This window comes from Marinobacterium iners DSM 11526, from assembly GCF_900107855.1.
In the GTDB taxonomy this organism is placed as follows: domain Bacteria; phylum Pseudomonadota; class Gammaproteobacteria; order Pseudomonadales; family Balneatricaceae; genus Marinobacterium; species Marinobacterium iners.
In genome coordinates, this window is record NZ_FNRJ01000014.1 from 92,004 (window position 1) to 109,504 (window position 17,501).

The following is a 17,501-nucleotide window of genomic DNA, read 5'->3' on the forward strand; positions in this document are numbered from 1 at the left end:
TGCGTTTGTTGGTTGCATGAAGACTAGAGGATTGGCGCTGCGAGCCTGTCACCTGAAAATGGGGACAAGACGCTCGCTCATCAAGAATGTGCAGTGTCTCCTCGGATAAAAGAACCGCTTTTTTTGATGATAAATATCACCTATCCTTCGATCCGATTGATAATGGTCACCATTAAAAATCCCGCTGCACAGGAGTGATGCCTTGCCTACCCCAGCAAAGTTTTATTTAGAAGATTTGAGCGTTGGACAGATATTCACCAGCGGTACGGCACAACTTGATGAAAAGGCCATTGTGGAATTTGCCCGCAGCTACGATCCGCAACCTTTTCATCTAGACGCGTCAGCGGCAAAAGACACCCTGTTCGAAGGGCTTGCCGCCAGCGGTTGGCATACCGCATCGACAACCATGCGTCTGCTGGTGGAGGGCGGAATGCCGGTTGCAGGCGGCCTGATCGGTGCCGGCGTCGAAGTCAGCTGGCCAAAACCTACACGCCCTGGTGACACCTTACAGGTGACAAGTGAGATAACCCGGGTTACACCCTCCCGATCACGGCCAGACCGGGGCATTGTCACTGTCCGTTCGGAAACATCCAATCAGGATGGGCATATTGTCCAGATCATGACGTCCAAACTGGTCGTTTTCAGCCGAAGTACCGGCCAAGACGACATGATCCGTGGGTGACGCCTTGAGTCACGCGTCAGACCTATCGCGCACAGTTCACGTCAACTGCCGGTATCCAGCTCCAGTTTGGCCTTGTCGACCAGTTCTGTCGGCAGTTCTTTCTGCACCGAAACGCCGAGTTCCTTGAACTCGGCCGCCTGCTTGATCAAATTGCCTCGACCCGAGTACAGCTGTGCAAACGCGCGCTCATAGCTGATGCGAGCGCCATCCAGCTTCTTGCCCACATCCTGCATGCTGGTGAGAAAACTGTTCAGCTTGTTGTAGAACCGCTCGGCCCGGTCAGCCAGCTCGGCGGTATGCTTGCTCTGATCCTCAAAGCGCCACAGCTGCCGCACGATGTTGAGACTGGTCAGCAGCGTGGTTGGTGTCGCCACCAGTACATTCTGCTCCAGTGCCCGCTGATACAGGGTTTCATCAGCCTTCAGCGCCTCTACATAGGCCGACTCCACCGGGATGAACATGATCACGATTTCAGGTGAATTCAATCCCGGCAGACGATCATAACGGCGCTCGGCCAGCTCCTTGATGCGATCGGCAACCGCACGGGCATGCTCGCGCAAAGCCTGCTGACGTTCACTGTCCTGTTCAGCATTGACATAACGAGTGTAGGCCGCCAGCGAGGTCTTGGCATCAATGATCAGGTGCTTGTCACCGGGCAGATAGACGATCGCATCGGGACGCTGGCGTCCATCTTCACCGTTGAAGCTCACCTCACGCCGGTAATCGACACCGGCCCTGAGGCCCGCGTTATCCAGTACGTTCTCAAGCATCAACTCGCCCCAGTTGCCCTGAACCTTTTTCTGTCCCTGCAAAGCAGTGGTGAGTTTTTCGGCCTGTTCGGTAATCGCACGATTCAGCTGCTGCAGATTCTGCAATTCGGTACGCAACTGGACACGCTGCTCCGTTTCCCGCAGGTGAATATGCTCTACCTTTTCCCGAAAACCCTTCATTTCGCTTTGGATTGGATTCAGCAGATGGTTAAGGCTCTGCTGACTCATTTCGGTAAACGCCTTGCCCTTGCGCTCCAGAATTTCGCTGGCCAGCTGCTCAAACTCCTTTTTCAGCTGCTCACGACTGGCTTCGAGCTGTTCCATCTGCTGCTGGAAATGGCGTTCCTGCTCTTCACGCCGTGTCTTAAGGGCACTGTGTTCAGATTGCAGCTGCTGCAACTCTTGCTGCAGTGACTGGAGGCGTGATTTCTCTTCCTGCCACCAGCTTGCATATTGCCGTTCGGCCTGCTGACGTTCGTCATGCTGCACCTGCAGCCGGCTCAGCTCGACCTTCAGCCTGAGTTGCTCCTGTTGCTGTTGCTGAGTCTGGTCACGCAGCATGTCACTTTCATCCTGCAGCTGCTCAAGCTGGAGTTGAAGCTGGGCAGCAACCTGTCGCTCGCGTTCAAGCTTCAACCCGCTGCGCCAGCTGACCAGCGCCCAAACCAGCAGCGCGATGATCAGCGAAGAAACAATGGCAGGAAGCAGATTTTCAACAGGCATAACGGTCTCATCCGTACGGGTTTTCAACATGTTAGCAAAGCCGAGACGGATTCTCTTCACTCCATCTCGCAACGCTTTGCGGTACACTGCAGCTTTTCGTCAGCCCGAGACCCAAGATGCAGCCCGTTATTCTGGCCGGTGGCAGTGGCAGCCGCCTCTGGCCCCTGTCCCGCCAGCATCATCCCAAGCAGTTTTTAAGCCTGGCCGGCCAGCAAAGCCTTCTGCAGCAGTGCCTGCAGCGCGCCGCTCAGATCAGTCAAGTCCCCGCACTGCTGATAGGACGCGAAGAGCATCGTTTTCTGTTGGCCCAACAGCTGCAGGAAACGGGGTTGCAAGGCCGCATTGTGCTGGAACCCAAAGGCCGCAACACGGCGGCCAGTCTTGTACTGGCCGCACTGGATGCCATTGAGCGGGGCACACCCTGCCAGCTGTTGCTGGCCCTGCCGGCTGACCAACTGATCGAACCAATTGATTCTCTGGTGCAGGCGACTGAAAGCGCCAGACTCGCCGCCGAATCCGGCCAGCTTTGCCTTTTTGGCGTAGTGCCAGATCATCCCGCAACCGGATATGGATATATTCTGCCAGACCCTGAAGACCCGGTGCAGGTTGAGCGCTTTATCGAGAAGCCGGATGCGGCACAGGCGGCTGATCTCATTGAGCGCGGAGCCTTCTGGAATGCCGGGGTGTTACTCACTCGGGCGGACACATTACTGGCAACTCTGACGCCTCTGCAGCCGGATCTTATTACAGCCTGCAAGCATGCCTGGCAACAGCGCACGACCGATCTGGACTTCATCCGGGTGGGTGTCGAGCCCTTTCTAACCTGCCCGGAGATCTCTATCGATCATGCGCTGCTGGAGCATGCTTCCAGCTGCCACGTTACCGCACTGCAGGCCCACTGGCAGGATCTGGGCAGCTGGGCAGCCCTCGAACAGCAGCTGCCTGAGACACCCGATGGTTGCCGCGCTCAGGGCAAGGTGACACGTTTACACTGCCACAACACGCTGTTCATGGGTGGGGAGCGATTGATTGCAGCCCTGGGGCTGAGCAACCTGTTGGTGGTGGATACCCCGGATGCCTTGCTGTTGGCCGACAAGAACTACGCCAACGAGATGAGGCAACTGGTAGCCGAACTGCAGCAACAGGGCCGATCCGAGCTGATCAACCATCCCCGGGTCCACCGCCCCTGGGGCTTTTACGAGCATCTTCTTGACGGTCCCGGCTTTCGCGTCAAGCTGATCAGCGTCAACCCCGGTGCTGCCCTGTCTCTGCAACGCCACCGGTATCGTGCCGAGCACTGGGTCGTTCTCAGCGGCCATGCCAGCATCTCGCGGGATGCTGAACATATTGAGCTGGGTGCCAACCAATCCATCGCCATTGCGCAGGGACAGCTGCACCGGCTCTCCAACAATGGCATGGAACCCCTGTTGATTCTTGAAGTCCAGTCAGGTGATGTACTGGATGAAGCCGATATTGAACGGCTGGATGATCGCTATGGCCGTGGGTGACATGGGTACCGAATAATCCGTATGCAAGCACGCTACGTAAGCTGAATCAGGAGGCCCCTAGATGATACAACCCAAACACCTGCTGATTCTGCTGTTGTTACCGTTGCTGACGGCCTGTGCCAACAACGACTGGCGTACCGCCAGCCGTGCCAGCGCCGGCATCGCTCCCGACCCAAGCACAACACCCGAGCCCGTGATACAGGTCTATGCCGCAGACGCCTGGGGCTGGCGAGGGATCTTCGCTGTGCACACATGGATCGCGCTCAAACCGCGCAACGCGGATCAGTACACCGTATACGAGGTCGTTGGCTGGCGCGAGCGGCGCGGCTTGCCGGTGCTGCGCATCGAGCAGGACACGCCTGACCGCCACTGGTTTGGCGCCAGGCCTGAGCTGATTCTGGACCGTCGCGGCGAAGGCGTGGATGAGCTGATCACCCAGATCGAGAGCACGGCACAAAACTACCCCTGGAAACATGAATACCGGGTATTCCCCGGCCCCAACAGCAATACCTTTCCGGCCTGGGTCGCTCAAAAAGTGCCTGATCTGCAACTGGAACTGCCGTTCAGAGCCATCGGTTCGGGCTGGGCAGACTGACGATCGATTTGGGGGTTGGCGCGACTCTCTGCCAGACTGTGTGACATGACAAGATGTACAACCCACTGACAAGGAGGGGGCATGTCTCATTCATGGCAGGCCATCATGCAAGAGGCTGTTCAGTTCAGACACCAGCTGCATCGCCAGCCGGAGCTGACCTGGCAGGAGCAAAACACCAGCCGAATGATCCGAGAACAGTTGGACAAACTGGGGATTGCCTGGCGCAGCTGTGCAGAATACGGCACGCTTGCCACTCTGGCTGCTGATGCAAGCGGACCTCATATCGCCCTGCGCGGCGACATAGACGCCCTGCCTATCGAAGAGCTTACCGACCTGCCCTACCGATCTGAATCGCCCGGCTGTATGCATGCCTGCGGCCACGACGGCCATACCGCAGCTCTTTGGGCTGCGGCAGCCTGGCTGAAGGCTCACGAAACAGACCTTCCTGGCCCCGTTACACTGCTGTTTCAGCCGGCTGAAGAAGGCGGTCATGGCGCCCGCAAAATGATTGAAGAGGGGGCGCTGAACGGTATTGACCGTATTTACGGCTGGCATAACTGGCCCGCCATACCCTGGGGACAAGCGGCCTGTCCCGATGGGCCGGTCATGTCCGGTAACGGTACCTTTCACATCACCCTGACCGGCAAAGGGGGCCACGCCAGCCAGCCCGAAATCTGTCGCGACCCGGTGCTGGCCGCCGCAGCCGTGACCCTTAACCTGCAGCAAATCGTCAGCCGACGCCTGCCACCACAGTCCGCGACCGTGATAAGCGTTGCCTCCATTGAAGCGCCCAGTGCACCGACCGTGACACCCGAGACCGCTCGCATTGAGGGCAGCATCCGTCTGGCACAGCCCGAGCTGCGTCCACTGGTGAACGAACTCATCGAGCAGATCACCCAAGACACCGCGCGCACCTACGGTGTCACGGCGCAGGTTGAAACCGTGAAGCGCTATGAAGCCACCATCAATCACCCTGAAGCGGCCGCAGAATACCGCCGTGCACTTGAGTCCTCTCTTGGGGAAGAGTGGCAGATGCAGAACCTGCCGCTACCAATCATGGCATCGGAAGACTTCAGCTATTACCTGAACGAAGTGCCGGGGGCGTTCGCGCTGATTGGCATGGCACGGGAGGACAACTTCCAGGCACCCTGCCACAGCCCACACTACCAGTTCAATGACGACTTGCTGCCCAGAGTGGTAGAGGTTTTTGCCCGACTGACAGGAGCGCCTTTGCCGGAAAAGGCCGATTGACTACCTATCGAATACCTGGAGCACAACCGGGATGGTGAACCGTTTGTGGAAGTCGCAATGGCAACAAAAGACCTTGTGGAGCGCGAAGTCAGATACATACTCCTCAAGTTCAGTAGTAAAGTCTGCAGGCTCTACAAACTGTTGGAGGCAATAGCCCAATGAAGCTCAAATTTAAAACCCTGGCCTATGAGACCATATGCTATTGAGTTCGTGGTGGGCTGCTTTGACGGACAACCAATCAGCAGTATTTGGCCCGAAGCTGACGTTAGGCTGACCGTCCTCAACGGCTGAGAATGAGGCAAGCTGATATGGACCAATTAACTGACAGCTATTTGCCAGCCGCTCAAGCCGCCAGCCAAAGCCTGCCTCCCTGATTCAACCCGCTGTTGCGTACCATATTAACAATGATTATCATTTATAAAAAATTACAGGCTGTGGTTGAATTGCGTCATGCCGTCGAAAAGTATCTGCCCAACAGAAGCACTCTACATCGAGCACAACACGTGGTTACGCTGCTGGTTTCGTTCACGTACTCAGTGTGCCTGCCAGGCAGAGGATCTGGCCCAAGATACTTTTTTACGGGTTATTCGGCGTCGTGGGCAGCTTCAAGACCAGCCTTTGCGTGAACCCAGAGCGTTTCTGGCCACAATAGCGCGAGGTCTGCTGACAGACCACTGGAGACGCCGTGAACTGGAGCTGGCCTGGCAGGAAACACTTGCACAGCTACCTGAGGAGTCCATACCATCTCCAGAACTGGGGCTGGTACTATTCGAAACACTGACAGAAATCGATCAAATGCTGGACACCCTCAAACCCAAAGTGCGCCAGGCCTTTCTGCTGGCTCAGCTTGAAGGGTGCACCTGCCGCCAAGTAGCTGAGCAACTTGGCGTTTCCCGTGCTACCGCAGAGCGCTATCTCGCCAAGGCACTTCGACACTGCTATCACCTGCAGTATGAACCATGAAATCACACAAGGACACCGTCCCGGCCCCTATCATTGATGAAGCGATTAGATGGCTCATCCGGCTTGAAATGAACGAGGCAACTGAAGATCAGCATACAGAGCTGGAACAGTGGCTGCAGCGCAACCCCCTGCACCGGTTGGCCTGGTCACGCGTCAAGGACCTACATGGGGGCTTCACCACGCTCCAATCCCAGCCCATCGCACATGCTCTCAGAACGCTGGATAAACAACGCCAAATCTCTCGACAAGGCCGTCGCAGGGCCCTCAAGACACTGTCACTGGCTGGAATGATGTTGGGTAGCGGCTGGCTGACAAAGGAATACACCCCATGGCAGCGCTTGTTATCGGACTTCACGACCGTAACCGGAGAGCAAGCCACCCTGGATTTGCCTGACGGTAGTCACTTGATGCTGAATACAGACAGTGCCGTCAGCACGGACTTGGGTGGACAGCTTCGCACGTTGACCCTGCGACGTGGGGAAATGCTGCTTGCAACGGGCCGGGACTCTGGACATGAGCAGCCCCGCCCGTTTCGAGTCGAAACATCAGCAGGTCGCATACAGACTCTGAATTCGCGTTTTACCGTACGGCTCGAAGACCAACGCGCCAGAGTCAGCATTCTTGAGGGACACGTCGAACTGCTCAACCGCAAAGGCACCCATCAGCGGGGTCAGAGCGGTGAAAGCATATGGCTGTCGGCAAACGGCATATCACAGGCCGCTACAGGCACAATTCCAGCCGATGCATGGACGAGTGGCGTTATAGCGGGCAAACGCATTCCACTGGGAGAGCTGCTCGATGAACTAAGTCGCTATCGCACCGGTGTTATCGACTATACGCCCAGGCTGGCAGACTTTCCCGTTTCAGGCGTTTTTCAGTTACACAACACCGATGACACTCTGAAATTCCTAGCGAATACCCAACCTATCAAAGTTGAATTCAGGACTCCATTCTGGGTGGTCGTCGACCTTGCCTGACAGCGACAAGCCCCTTTGGGCCTTTGATTACTTATGTCAATTCCCTGGCACTTTCTCTGCCAGAGACTCAACCATCAAAAAATTAAATGCAAATTGAGGGGATTTTAATTCTCATTCGGCTTTTATTCAGCCCCCGCACTCGACAACCCTAATTTGTTAATGAGGATTGAGAATGAACCATCCCCCCCTTCGCGTACAGTCGTGTGTATTGCGCCGCTCCCCCCTTGCCATCGCCCTCCAGGCCGCCACTCTGAGTATCGCGCTTGGCCTTACAGCCGGGGCACAGGTATTCGCGGCGACAAAATCCACCGAGGTGCACCAGTTCACCGTTCCTGCAGGCCCTCTGGACTCTGCCCTGGAGCAGTTTGCTCGTATGGCCGGGGTTAATCTGAGCTATGAAACAAGTGAGCTGAACAGCAAGACGACGAAAGGCCTGAAAGGCAGCTATGCAACTCAGGAGGCATTGCAGCAACTGCTGAATGGGACCAGTCTGATCGCCATTCCTGAAAACGGCGGTTACCGTGTCAAAGCCAAACTGAGAGGCGATGAGGTAGTAACGCTTCAGGCCATTGAGGTGACCGGCCGTGCCTCTCAGACTGACTTTGCCGAAACCACCTTCTCAGCCACCAAGACCGAAACCCACATTCTGGATGTTCCTCAGACGGTCAACACTGTGACCAAAGAGGTGATTGAGGAGCAGAGCCTGTTGCTACTCAATGATGTGGCCCCTTTCGTGGCCGGGGTAAACGAGTTCTCGGTATACGATGATCTGACGATTCGCGGCTTTCGCAACTCGGATGACCGACGCGTCAATGGCATGCGTGTTTACAATAACTTCTGGTCCCAGCCCTATATCGCCAACGTTGAACGCGTCGAGGTCATCAAGGGGCCGTCCGCCATGCTGTACGGGCAAGCCAGTCCGGGCGGCGTGATCAATATAGTTACGAAAAAACCGCTTAACGAAAGTCGACATGAGATACGCGGTGATCTGAGCAGCTTTGGTTCAGGCAAAAAGCAGGGCCTGGTCGCCCTCGACACAACGGGCCCTGTCAATGAAAGTGGTACATTCCTGTATCGCTTCAACGCTTCAAAATGGGACCATGACTCGTTCCGAACCGAGATCTTCGACAAAGGCTACAGTCTTTCGCCATCCTTGTCGTGGGTTCCCAGCGATGATACCCGCCTCAACCTGGAGTTCAGCTACACCAACCGCAACACCGTACTGGACCGCGGACAGCCGAATCTGGCCGATGCAGACTCGCTGGGCACAATACCGATCGACGTTTCGGTCACTCAGCCTGGTGATGGCCTCGACTACGAGGACCTGACCGCTTCACTGTCCCTGGACCAGGCCTTGTCGGATCAGTGGCGCCTCGCAGCCGCGTTCCAGTACCACAGTTATGACGAGCACCTGACCGAACACCGAGTAGGCAGCAGTCTGCCTTCCGGCAGTGAATACAACGTACGATACGGAGATCGTACAACTGAAGCAGAAACCCTCAGCGGAACCATATATGCGACCGGCCATTTCGATACCGGGCACATCTCCCACAAACTGGTTGTCGGGGGTGATGCATTAACGCAAGAGAATGAATCACGTGACATGGGTGCCAACAACGTCTTCGTGTTTGATGTTCTCAACCCTGAAAATATCAGCCGACCCGTGGAAAGTTACACGTTCACCACCCCCTCATTGAGCCCTTGGGGAGCTGAGAACAAACGTGTTGGCCTGTTCATTCAGGATCAAATGACGTTAGGCGACTGGGATTTGCTGGCTGGCGTACGCTACTCGCACTTCACAACCACCCCGGTCGGAGGAGAGGAAAACTCGGACAGTGATCTGGCATTGCGCCTGGGTACTGTATACCGCCATACCGACAACTTGAGCTTCTATGGCACTTACGCCGAAGGATTCGAGCCGAATTTCGGTTACACAGCGCAAGAAGGCGGTCCCTTCGCTCCAACTACCAGCCGACTCTATGAAGTGGGTGCCAAGCATCAGGCATTTGATGGCGACCTTTTGTTCACAGCGGCACTCTACCACATCGTCAATGACGACATTGTTACTTGGGCCAACGTCACCGGAAATTCCGACCTGATGCGTCAACGTGGACAGGAGCAGTCCACAGGACTTGAGCTGGAGATGATTGGCAAGCTTACGGACCGACTATCCATTATTGCCAATTATGCCTACAACGAGGCCGAGGTCACCAAGGACGAAGTAAAAGAGAATGAAGGCAAAACCAAAGAGGGTGCTCCCAAGCACGCGGCGTCAATCTGGACCAAGTACCAGCTGAACCAGGCACTCTCAATGGGTGTCGGTGCCGAATACGTGGGCGAGCGCAAGACCTTCCAAGAAGGCTTCGACCTGCCGTCATACACTCTATACAACGCCGGACTATTCTACCGCACCAACAGCTGGAATTTGTCTCTGATGGGTAAGAACCTGACCGATGAAGACCACTGGACCGGTGGCTACTACCCTGGCCGAGTCTATCCGGGGAATCCGCTTCAGGTAATATTGTCTGCCAGCTACTCTTTCTAAGTGACCTGATTACAGACCCTGAAGAATGGCTGACTGCCGCCGCACGGGGCAGTCAGCCTGCTAATTCACTCTACTCTATTTTGACAAAAGACACCGGCTCAGACCGGTGCTCTCTGTATTGGGCATCGTTTATGAAAGTTCGAACCTGGTTCCGCATTCACAGCTTTACCGGTGTGATTACCGGCCTGCTGCTATTCATTATCTGCTGGAGCGGAACATTCGCTGTCATCGCACACGAGCTGGACTGGCTTGTAACCCCCGAAACGCGGATAGACGTACCCAAAGCCCCACTGGATTGGGAAGCAATGGTCAGAAATGTAGAGGATGCCTATCCCGACGCCACGCTGCGTTGGCTCAGCGCTCCCCTACACCCCCTTTCATCCGCCGAGGTCATAATCGACTTGCCCGAAAAAAAGTCTGTGCGTGTATATGCCGACCCTGCATCAGCCGAACTGCTCGGGGACTACAGCTACTTTAACGTACAAAGGTTTTTTCGCAGTTTTCACAGGAACCTCTTTCTACCCGGCATCGGCATATATGTGGTTTCCGCCTTCGCCGTCAGCATGCTGGTCTCACTGGTTGCCGCGCTGATGTTCTACAAGCGCTGGTGGCGCCGGTTCTTTCGCTGGCCAAAGTTACATAGCCGAAGCTTCTGGAGCGAATTGCACAAAACCGGCGGCCTTTGGTCATTGTGGTTTCTTGTTGTTATTGGCATTACGGGCCTGTGGTATCTTGTCGAAGCGGCACGGTACGATTTCATTGATGGCAAAATCAGCTATGCCGGCACTGCTCATTATGCGATCCACCAACTGCCGGTACCGAACCACCCCAATGGTCTCCCCGCTCAACCACTTACACAACTGATTGAGAAAGCCCGGACAGAGCGCCCCGACCTCGAAATCCGCAGTGTTTACATTGACGGCCCCACCATCGTGATTCAAGGCCAGTCCGACCACCTGTTGGTCAGGGATCGCGCCAACCGGGTACGCCTGGACCGCTACACTGGTGAGGTCCTCTACAACCAAACGCCACACGATTATTCACTCTATTGGCGCTGGACCGATACCGCCGATCCGCTGCATTTCGGTGACTTTGGCGGCCTGTGGAGCAAATCGATCTGGTTCCTGTTTGGCCTGCTGCTGTCGGGACTCATATTGAGCGGTACCTACCTGCATGCTAGGCGCTTAGCCGGTGAAGCCAAAGAACGCCATCGCTGGCCGGGAACCAGTGCCGCAATGGTGGTTTCTGTTTTGGTACTGGCGGCCTCATCTTCCTTTGGCTTCATTGAAGTCAGAGACTACTACGGACTCGTGGTGGAGGGAGCACACCAATTTCCTAATCTGGCACCTGGCGTCAGTGCAGTAATTAACGGTTGGATAGCTGTGACACTGGGCATTCTGGCTGGGTGGGTATGGATGCTATGGAGATCAACTTCTGCGCTTCAGCGCAGGCCTACAGACTGATCAATACTTATCCCCCAACTGAGGAGGATAGAGCGATGAGCGAGCCCCGTGTTACTGTAGAACACCTGAAGTCACCCTGGAACAAAGGGAAGTTGCTGGGACAAAAACGCCCACTGAAACTTAAATAGATTTGGGGTATTCGAATCCGTCTTGAGCTTGTAGGAAAGGCTCGTGACCTGGCGATGTGTAATCTCGCGATCGATATCAAACTACGCGGCTGTAACTTGATGAACCTAAAAGTCAAAGACATCAGCCACGGTACAACGATCCAGAGTAGAGCCATCATCGTCCAGAAGAAAACAGGCAAGCCAGTACAGTTCGAGATTACTGAAGAGACCCGAAAATCCCTGCGCGATTGGATCGGCAATAAAAGGTTAACAAGCAATGACTTTCTGTTCCCCAGCAGGGTCGTTCCCAACCGCCCTCTGACTACACGGCAACATGCCCGCATCGTTGATCAGTGGGTTACAAGTGTTGGTTTGGATGTCTGTGACTACGGGACACACACGATGAGAAGGACCAAGCCGACTCTGATATACAGACGTACGCATGATCTGAGGGCAGTCCAGCTACTACTCGGTCATTCGAAGTTGGATAGCACTGTCCGATACCTAGGAGTGGAGTTGGAAGACGCGCTCGTTTTGGCAGAACAAACTGATGTTTAAGGACTAAAAGGGCCGGCATGAGCTGGCCCTTTGCGGACCTTTAAGGAGTTCTAATAAATGTACACTGACAGTTAACGCTTGCAACACCGGGAAAATTGGAGCGCGGCGGAAATTTTATCCGTGTGATTGCACGTGTTAGCTTGACAAATTTACGTCTGCGGCAAGAGTTTCAATGAACAGATAAACTGTGTGTTGCCTCAACTTATCTGTTTATTGAAACACTAATTTAAATCCATTTTTAACGGCTCAACAACCGAGACACCTACTCTTTCCCCTGTAATTTATAGCTTGCGTAGAGCAAGCCTATCCCAACAATGGCTGGCAGCGTGACACCGGCAAAATCCACGTGCAGGGCTTCAGGCCCTGAGATGCCAACCACCACTTCCCAAGCATGAAATATGGAATGGAATACCAGCCATGAAATCGGCATTAACCAAAGTAGAAATCGGTGTTTTTTGTAAAGTACGCTCTTATAGAAGACGCCATAAAACAGTGCCACACCAATCAGCATGTAGATCATGCCTATGTCTCGCAAAAAGTGCTGGTTGAACGGGCCGCGCTCCGGGACGCCAGGAACAAGCCAATACCATTGTTCAGGGTCGATCAACATGAAGAAGCCATTGGCAAAGGCTGCCAGCCCTATTAGGCTAGCAATCGTGATGATGACTTTACTAATCATGCTCTGCGCCCATCGCTAATGTGTCGGATCGTGTCGGGGCAAGAGAATCCTCATTGACTTTGATTCGGCTACAGGCTTTACCGTAACCCAATGCATATTTAAGGGCCGGATAGACGCGATAAGAGCTGATGCAATAGGCAAGTGTAATCAGTCCTTCTTGACCCCATAATTCCAAGATTTGTTCTCGTAGATCATCGGCTTCCGGGTTGTGCGCTAGCACAAACTCGGTGAAGCGCACGACCAGTGCGATCTCTTCCGGCAGTTCGTCCATATTTCTATCAATGATGGCGCGTACTATCTCTGGGTCGACTTTTTCCTCTAACGCCATATTGACGACCAGTTGGGTACACGGCCCACAGTCGTCCCAAATGATGGCGCGAAGTCTGGCGGCATAGAGTGGTTCAGGCGGTAAGTTCCCTGAATGGGAGGACATGGTCTGAAACCCCATAAGTTTTAGAAAGGCGCCCAAGCTGGTTTTAAGGATGTCCTGCATGTATCGAACGTCGTAGTCGTAACGGGTTTTCATCGACAAAAGCATTTTTTTGAAGATGTATTTGATCATGGTTGTATCTCTTATGTTGACTTAATTCTGAATTAAAACCTTGTAGGTGGTGCTTTTAAGATCATGACGGGTACTGAGCTGGTAGCTTTATGCTCCGTTCTTGCTCTTGAGCCTGAACGGGCTTGAGTAAGAGGATGAAGCTCAATACAAAGATGGCGATGCAGACGTAGAGCATCAGTGAAAAGTTCTCTGAATTCAGGAAACCAGAGGCGATCAACGGGCCGCTCGCTAAGCCGATTGATGAGACGACGGCAGCAATGGTAGAGAGCTTGCCACTTGTGTCTTGTTCAGCCGTGACCGCCAATAAATAGGACTGAATGGCGGGCCAGGAGAAAAACAGCAGAGACATCGCGATGACATAAAGCAACGGTGTTAGTTGGGATGCGCTGAGCATGATTGCGGATACCATCGACATGCCTATGCCAGCCATGATCCAATACAAGCGCCCATAACGATTTCCACTGATCACAGGTAACATGGCACCGAGCACCCCTAACAACCCAGTCGTCGCAATGTACATACTGACATCGTCATTGCTGATGTTTGCGCCAAGGCCAATCAACCCGACGTAAGCCCAAATGGCACTGGCCGCGATTTGGTAGGTGATGATCGCGAGCATCAGCAATAAGGCATTGTGTGATGTACCAGAGAACGATGCGGTGTGGTCACTTATTGGTTGATTTGACGTTGAGTATTTGAGAGAGAGCGCCGGTAAAAAAGGCAAAATCGCAAGGCTCATGAGCACAAATGCAGCCATCACATAAAACACCGCATATGCACTCAGTTGTGCTTCAAGTTCGGGTAAGAAATACATGACGATGGAGCCGATGCTGAACTGTATGAAAAGCAAGGTGCCAAAGGCGCGATCCGGGTTATTCAATCTGGCAAGAACAGCAAAGCCAATACCAAGACTCAGACCACCGAATGTGCCTGCTAAGAAACGCCAGCCCAGCATCAGTGTGTAATTACTACTCCCTGTTGTACTTACCGATAGCTCACTTAGCCATATTGTTGAGAGGTCAATCGCTGACAATAACACTAAGAACAAGAACATAGCCGGTTGCCATTGAATGCGTCGCACCAAAAAGATGGCGATGGTGCTGCCAATCAAGCCACCATAGCCGTTGAGTGCAACGATTTGTCCGGCTTCTGCTTCGTTGAATCCGATGTTGCCAGCCAGTGCATTGACGAATCCCGGCATGAAGTTAATGTAGGAAAGCCCTACCATAGTAATAAACGCTAGGAATAAATAGGTCAGAGGGTGACCTGCGGGTAGTTTGTTTGAAATGAAGTACTTCAACATAAATTCTCAACCTAATAAATCTATGAACGTCTATAGGTGAGAATTTTATGAACGGGAATATTTTTGGAAAATAGGCCGACATCCCAATTAGTCATGAATACTATTCATGAATCATTCTTGGTATAGTCAATCACCAAATACGCTAATTTTCGTGTGTATATGATGGAAATACTTAGCTTACGGATAATATCAATTCATGGATAAACTTAGATCATTAGAAATCTTCTTAGCCACCTGTGATGGTGGCAGTTTTGCGGCAGCAGCAAGGCTATGTAACAGTGATCCTTCCACCGTCAGTAAGTCCATTGGTCGCTTGGAAGCGCAGCTAGGATTGACATTATTTCAGCGCTCGACCCGACAGTTGCGGATTACCTCTGCGGGTGAACGTTATGCCGATACGGTGCGTAAAATGATCCAAGATCTCACCACCTGTGAGGAAGAGTTGAAACAGCTGAATGACTCCCCTTGTGGCACGTTGAAAATCAGTTCGGCGGTTTGTTATGGGCATCTATATCTTCGCCCGCTATTGAAAGCGTTTTGTGAAACATACCCAGATATAAAGCTGGAACTCGATATAAACGACTTCCATGTGGACATCATCGAAAACGAGATTGATATTGCTTTACGCACTGGGTATCTCAAAGACAGTCGGCTTGTGGCGCGGTGCTTGAGCCCGATGGACTTCCTGATATGTGCTTCGCCGGACTATTTGAAAACGCATGGCACGCCAAGCTGCCCAGAAGACTTCCATAAACACCGCTGGGTTGGTTTTCGAATCAAAGAAACCCAACAGCTTCAGCCGATTTTTTTACCTGATAAAACAGGTGAATATATGCCTTACGAATTAGAGCGCAGCCATATCACTGATGATGGCGAAGCGATGGCGTATATGTGCGCTGACGGACTGGGCTTTGCCCAACTTCCGCACTTCCTTGCCAAGAAGGGCTTGGAACGTGGTGAACTGGTTTCCCTGTATCCCTATTTCAGACCACCGCATCCAGACAGTGGCGTGTTCGCTATTTACCCGAAACGTGCATATTTGCCTGTTAAAGTGAGAGTGTTTGTGGATTTTCTTACTCGATCCTTGGCTGATACGGGCGAAGGTTCTACCTATACGTGGGCGGAAAACTGGACGCCTATGATAGATTTTGGTGGGTAGGGCTTATAATTTCCCTATATTGCGAATAAATTGAGCATCGTTTCGATAAGCAAACTGAAAGCAGATAATCTTCGTTACTCATGAAAACTACCCCTCTATTTTACCCTATGAACACCCAATTTAAGCATTGACGCTCTTAGCATGCAATCTGTTTTGCGAGTGCATGCTATTGTCTTAACTAAGCAGAAGCCGCGTCAGCTTGCGGCTCGTGCAACTTTCTTTTTCCACTAAGGGTTATCACGATCCAAACTAATGTAACGACGGCCAGTAGAGTAATTCCGTTTGCCGCAACAGGGCTAAGAACGAATAACGTTCCCAACCAAGCCGCGCCAAGAAAAGAAGGAAGCACTAACTGAGCAACAAAAGATTTTAGAGCAAACACAAGAGAAAATATGAGGCTACCCGACAGTATAATCGATGCAATCCACATAATATCTTGATCACGTCTGTAAGTTGAATCTAGTGTGTCTTCAACTTTAAATTTTAAACCCAATAGCATTCTGCGTTCCATTAAGTAGTGAAATGCAATAGCTAATTGATGTTTTAACTTAGTGAACAGCTCATCGCTTGCTAACTCTTGTGTTCTCACGACCACTCGTGTGGTGCCGTCATCCACAGAGCGGAGTAAGAAGCTTCCCCAATTTTCAAGTACAAACGTTTCTTCAGGCTCGACGAGAAGCACTTTGAAGTTATACGGAATAACAGCTTTGTCCTCGTTTATTGTGCCCCTAACGACATCATTGGTCGTTATATCTTTGAACTGGGGCGTGATCATATCAGCGTATCTAGTATTGTAGCCCAACGCTTCTTCAATAAAGTCATAGCTAAAAAAGCCAGCGCGATCTGCGCCAAGCTGCATCAGCCAACGCCAAACTTCTGGCTTAGAAGCGTCGATTTCAATGGCTCGGGTCGATGCAATAAACATGTTATCACCATCACCAGCGAGATCCATGTTGTATTCAAAGCTGGTTGCTCCCCAGTGGCGAATATAGGGTTTAACAAGTAAGGAATAAACAATTAGCTCGACAATGAGGACGAGGACAATAGCTATGGTGGTTTGGGTGATACGGTTAAACACGATATTCAACTCCACGATCTGTATGAAAAATCAGACCCGGCACAGGTCGCCGGTTGCGTAATGCCATCTGTAGCGAAGCCTTGGTCAATGATACCGTTTTCTGCTTTCCCAAAGACCAGCCCACAATGCGACGGGAGTACAAATCAATGACAGCAGCCAGGTACAGCCAGCGTTTTCCAACGCGAATATAGGTCAAATCGGCAGCCCAATGCTGATTGGTTGCTGTCGGTTTAGGCAGGTCTTTACGCAAGTTCGGCGCACGTTGGTAGAAACGGTGTAACCCGGCAAGTTTGCGGTAAACACGGCTAACACGGGCCTTCAAACCCGCTTCCCTCATCAACCGTTCGACTCGTTTTTTACCCACATGGACTCCTTGTCGCTTTAGGGCCTGATGTACCCTTGGACTGCCGTAAGTTTCTCGACTTGCCTCAAAAATCCGAATGATGCGTTCGGTCAGCAAAGTATCGCTTTGCTGACGCCGGCTCACTTTGCGTTTCAACCAGGCATAGAAGCCACTGGCTGATACTTTCAGAAACCTGCACAAGCGGCGCACACCGAACTGCTCGCGATGCTCAACT

Annotated in this window: 15 protein-coding genes and 1 pseudogene; 10 read left to right on the top strand and 6 right to left on the bottom strand. The window is 52.7% G+C overall.

Features of this window, described 5'->3' with window-relative positions; genetic code table 11:
- The first annotated feature begins 202 nt into the window (after positions 1-202).
- Positions 203-682, top strand: a complete 480-nt coding sequence (locus BLV48_RS14125) for a MaoC family dehydratase (protein ID WP_091827438.1) — start codon at positions 203-205, stop codon at positions 680-682.
- Positions 683-723: 41 nt separating this feature from the next.
- Here the strand turns inward: BLV48_RS14125 and BLV48_RS14130 are convergent, their stop codons facing one another.
- Positions 724-2,175 (bottom strand): DNA recombination protein RmuC, encoded by a 1,452-nt coding sequence (locus tag BLV48_RS14130; protein WP_091827458.1) that lies wholly within the window; start codon positions 2,173-2,175, stop codon positions 724-726.
- A gap of 116 nt (positions 2,176-2,291) precedes the next feature.
- Between BLV48_RS14130 and BLV48_RS14135 the strand changes: the two genes are divergently transcribed.
- The 8 genes from BLV48_RS14135 (at position 2,292) to BLV48_RS14170 (ending at position 12,142) form a co-directional block, all read left to right on the top strand.
- On the top strand, positions 2,292-3,683 hold the full coding sequence (locus tag BLV48_RS14135) for a mannose-1-phosphate guanylyltransferase/mannose-6-phosphate isomerase (protein ID WP_091827439.1): 1,392 nt from the start codon (positions 2,292-2,294) through the stop codon (positions 3,681-3,683).
- Between the two features lie 61 nt (positions 3,684-3,744).
- Positions 3,745-4,278 carry a DUF3750 domain-containing protein gene (locus BLV48_RS14140; protein ID WP_091827440.1) on the top strand — a complete coding sequence of 178 codons (534 nt, stop codon included), beginning with the start codon at positions 3,745-3,747 and terminating at the stop codon, positions 4,276-4,278.
- Between the two features lie 81 nt (positions 4,279-4,359).
- On the top strand, positions 4,360-5,529 hold the full coding sequence (gene doeB2, locus BLV48_RS14145) for a N(2)-acetyl-L-2,4-diaminobutanoate deacetylase DoeB2 (protein WP_091827441.1): 1,170 nt from the start codon (positions 4,360-4,362) through the stop codon (positions 5,527-5,529).
- 450 nt (positions 5,530-5,979) lie between these two features.
- A complete protein-coding gene (locus tag BLV48_RS14150; RefSeq protein ID WP_091827442.1) occupies positions 5,980-6,492 on the top strand; it encodes a sigma-70 family RNA polymerase sigma factor in 513 nt (170 codons plus the stop codon).
- Positions 6,489-7,469: a FecR domain-containing protein gene (locus tag BLV48_RS14155; RefSeq protein WP_091827443.1), complete on the top strand. Its 981-nt coding sequence runs from the start codon at positions 6,489-6,491 to the stop codon at positions 7,467-7,469. The genes BLV48_RS14150 and BLV48_RS14155 overlap by 4 nt, the downstream gene beginning before the upstream one ends.
- Positions 7,470-7,641: 172 nt before the next feature.
- The gene (locus tag BLV48_RS14160; RefSeq protein ID WP_091827444.1) at positions 7,642-10,014 is read left to right on the top strand and encodes a TonB-dependent siderophore receptor; all 2,373 of its coding nucleotides are present in this window, start codon (positions 7,642-7,644) and stop codon (positions 10,012-10,014) included.
- Between the two features lie 131 nt (positions 10,015-10,145).
- Positions 10,146-11,477: a PepSY-associated TM helix domain-containing protein gene (locus BLV48_RS14165; RefSeq protein WP_091827445.1), complete on the top strand. Its 1,332-nt coding sequence runs from the start codon at positions 10,146-10,148 to the stop codon at positions 11,475-11,477.
- Positions 11,478-11,653: 176 nt separating this feature from the next.
- Positions 11,654-12,142: a tyrosine-type recombinase/integrase gene (locus BLV48_RS14170; RefSeq protein WP_479691121.1), complete on the top strand. Its 489-nt coding sequence runs from the start codon at positions 11,654-11,656 to the stop codon at positions 12,140-12,142.
- 262 nt (positions 12,143-12,404) lie between these two features.
- Here the strand turns inward: BLV48_RS14170 and BLV48_RS14175 are convergent, their stop codons facing one another.
- The 3 genes from BLV48_RS14175 to BLV48_RS14185 form a co-directional block, all read right to left on the bottom strand.
- On the bottom strand, positions 12,405-12,821 hold the full coding sequence (locus tag BLV48_RS14175; protein WP_091827446.1) for a hypothetical protein: 417 nt from the start codon (positions 12,819-12,821) through the stop codon (positions 12,405-12,407).
- The gene (locus BLV48_RS14180; protein ID WP_091827447.1) at positions 12,814-13,383 is read right to left on the bottom strand and encodes a hypothetical protein; all 570 of its coding nucleotides are present in this window, start codon (positions 13,381-13,383) and stop codon (positions 12,814-12,816) included. Before BLV48_RS14180 ends, BLV48_RS14175 begins: the two co-directional genes overlap by 8 nt.
- 61 nt (positions 13,384-13,444) lie before the next feature.
- Positions 13,445-14,686 carry an MFS transporter gene (locus tag BLV48_RS14185; RefSeq protein WP_091827448.1) on the bottom strand — a complete coding sequence of 414 codons (1,242 nt, stop codon included), beginning with the start codon at positions 14,684-14,686 and terminating at the stop codon, positions 13,445-13,447.
- A 196-nt stretch (positions 14,687-14,882) separates the two neighbouring features.
- Here BLV48_RS14185 and BLV48_RS14190 point away from each other — a divergent pair, with 196 nt between their 5' ends.
- Positions 14,883-15,845, top strand: a complete 963-nt coding sequence (locus BLV48_RS14190) for a LysR family transcriptional regulator (protein ID WP_091827449.1) — start codon at positions 14,883-14,885, stop codon at positions 15,843-15,845.
- Positions 15,846-16,023: 178 nt separating this feature from the next.
- Here the strand turns inward: BLV48_RS14190 and BLV48_RS14195 are convergent, their stop codons facing one another.
- Both BLV48_RS14195 and BLV48_RS14200 read right to left on the bottom strand, forming a co-directional pair.
- Positions 16,024-16,923, bottom strand: a complete 900-nt coding sequence (locus BLV48_RS14195; protein WP_091827450.1) for a hypothetical protein — start codon at positions 16,921-16,923, stop codon at positions 16,024-16,026.
- Positions 16,922-17,501, bottom strand: a pseudogene (locus tag BLV48_RS14200) (IS3 family transposase); the annotation flags it as partial. The pseudogene BLV48_RS14200 and the gene BLV48_RS14195, both read right to left, overlap by 2 nt.

Excerpts from the sequence above, each read along its gene's own strand:
- BLV48_RS14165 (WP_091827445.1), top strand. The coding sequence starts at position 10,146 with ATGAAAGTTCGAACCTGGTTCCGCATTCACAGCTTTACCGGTGTGATT.
- BLV48_RS14175 (WP_091827446.1), bottom strand. The coding sequence starts at position 12,821 with ATGATTAGTAAAGTCATCATCACGATTGCTAGCCTAATAGGGCTGGCA.
- BLV48_RS14185 (WP_091827448.1), bottom strand. The coding sequence starts at position 14,686 with ATGTTGAAGTACTTCATTTCAAACAAACTACCCGCAGGTCACCCTCTG.
- BLV48_RS14135 (WP_091827439.1), top strand. The coding sequence starts at position 2,292 with ATGCAGCCCGTTATTCTGGCCGGTGGCAGTGGCAGCCGCCTCTGGCCC.
- BLV48_RS14180 (WP_091827447.1), bottom strand. The coding sequence starts at position 13,383 with ATGATCAAATACATCTTCAAAAAAATGCTTTTGTCGATGAAAACCCGT.
- BLV48_RS14140 (WP_091827440.1), top strand. The coding sequence starts at position 3,745 with ATGATACAACCCAAACACCTGCTGATTCTGCTGTTGTTACCGTTGCTG.
- BLV48_RS14130 (WP_091827458.1), bottom strand. The coding sequence starts at position 2,175 with ATGCCTGTTGAAAATCTGCTTCCTGCCATTGTTTCTTCGCTGATCATC.
- BLV48_RS14150 (WP_091827442.1), top strand. The coding sequence starts at position 5,980 with ATGCCGTCGAAAAGTATCTGCCCAACAGAAGCACTCTACATCGAGCAC.
- BLV48_RS14190 (WP_091827449.1), top strand. The coding sequence starts at position 14,883 with ATGGATAAACTTAGATCATTAGAAATCTTCTTAGCCACCTGTGATGGT.
- BLV48_RS14155 (WP_091827443.1), top strand. The coding sequence starts at position 6,489 with ATGAAATCACACAAGGACACCGTCCCGGCCCCTATCATTGATGAAGCG.
- BLV48_RS14160 (WP_091827444.1), top strand. The coding sequence starts at position 7,642 with ATGAACCATCCCCCCCTTCGCGTACAGTCGTGTGTATTGCGCCGCTCC.
- doeB2 (WP_091827441.1), top strand. The coding sequence starts at position 4,360 with ATGTCTCATTCATGGCAGGCCATCATGCAAGAGGCTGTTCAGTTCAGA.